Annotated in this window: 1 pseudogene; it reads left to right on the top strand. The window is 38.4% G+C overall.

Annotated features, from left to right (window positions below):
- Positions 1–78 precede the first annotated feature (78 nt).
- A pseudogene (locus tag AX663_RS04225) lies at positions 79–1,328 on the top strand (ISL3 family transposase).
- Positions 1,329–1,428: the final 100 nt, after the last annotated feature.

Raw genomic sequence — 1,428 nt, 5'->3', positions numbered from 1 at the left:
TAGAGCTTTTTGAGTATACACAAAAAGTCCCATAAGAACTATAATGAAAAGCGACCAAACTATCATTAGGAAGAACTTATGAGACTTATTAAGAATACCACAGAATTAATCGGAATTAAAGACCAAAATATCAAGATTTCACTTGTTTTTGAAACTAACACTCATATCGAGATTCAAGCAAAACTTGATTACCCTGCACCACCATGCCCTCATTGCCAAGGAAAGATGATCAAATATGACTTTTAAAAACCTTCTAAAATCCCTCTTCTCGAACAAGCTGGAACTCCAACACTACTACGTCTGAAGAAACGTCGCTTCCAGTGTAAAGTGTGTAAGAGAGTAACAGTGGCTGAAACCTCAATCGTTGAGAAAAACCACCAAATCTCCAACCTTGTCCGACAAAAGGTTGCACAACTTCTAACTGAGAAGGTATCACTAACGGATATTGCCAGAAGACTTCGTGTATCGACGTCCACTGTCTATCGTAAACTTGACCAGTTTACTTTCAAGGAACATTATGACAAACTCCCAAGGGTTATGTCCTGGGATGAGTTTGGGTTCAAGAAAGGTGAACTCGCTTTTGTGGCTCAAAACTATGAGACCAACAAACTCATAACCATCCTTGATAATCGCCGTCAAACCACTATTCGAAACTACTTTTTGAAGTATCCATTGAAAGTACGACAAAAGGTACGGTTTATTACCATGGACATGTCAGGAGCCTATATGCCACTAGCTCGAAGACTTTTTCCAAATGCCGAAATAATTATTGATCGTTTCCACATCATCCAGCACCTTGGTCGAGCCTTTTTAAAGACAAGAATTGCCATTATGAACCAGTTTGATAAGAAGTCACTACCTTATCGAGCTTTAAAAAATCACTGGCGACTCTTCCAAAAGGACAGCCGTAAGTTATCTCTCAACCCTTTTTACTCAAAGACCTTCCATCAAACATTATGCCCACATGAAGTCGTTGAAAAGACACTGAATTTCTCAGAAGAACTCGCCAATTATTATAACCTCTATCAGCTTTTGCTTTTTCACTTTCAGGAGAAGAGGGGGGATGAGTTTTTTGAACTCATAGAGGAGAACATGAGCAAGGTCAATCACTACTTTCAAACGGTCTTTAGGACTTTTCTTAGACACAAACAATACATCAAAAACGTACTAGAAACGGACTATTCAAACGCTAAACTGGAAGCTACTAACATGTTGATTAAAGACATCAAACGGTTGGGCTTTGGTTTTAGAAACTTCATCAACTTTAAGAAACGTGTCTTCATCACTCTGAACATACAAAAAGAGAAAACCTATCAGGTTCTCTCTAGATGTTAGCTTTTCGTCACCCACTGCAGTTGACAAAGAGTAAAAACTCCCCCTAAAGTGTTATATTAGATAAGGTTTCCCGACCACTAACTAATATACAAA

This window comes from Streptococcus sp. CCH8-H5 (genome assembly GCF_001556505.1).
Lineage (GTDB): Bacteria > Bacillota > Bacilli > Lactobacillales > Streptococcaceae > Streptococcus.
The sequence above is the reverse complement of the archived record's forward strand: the minus strand, read 5'-3'. Positions and strand labels throughout refer to the sequence as shown.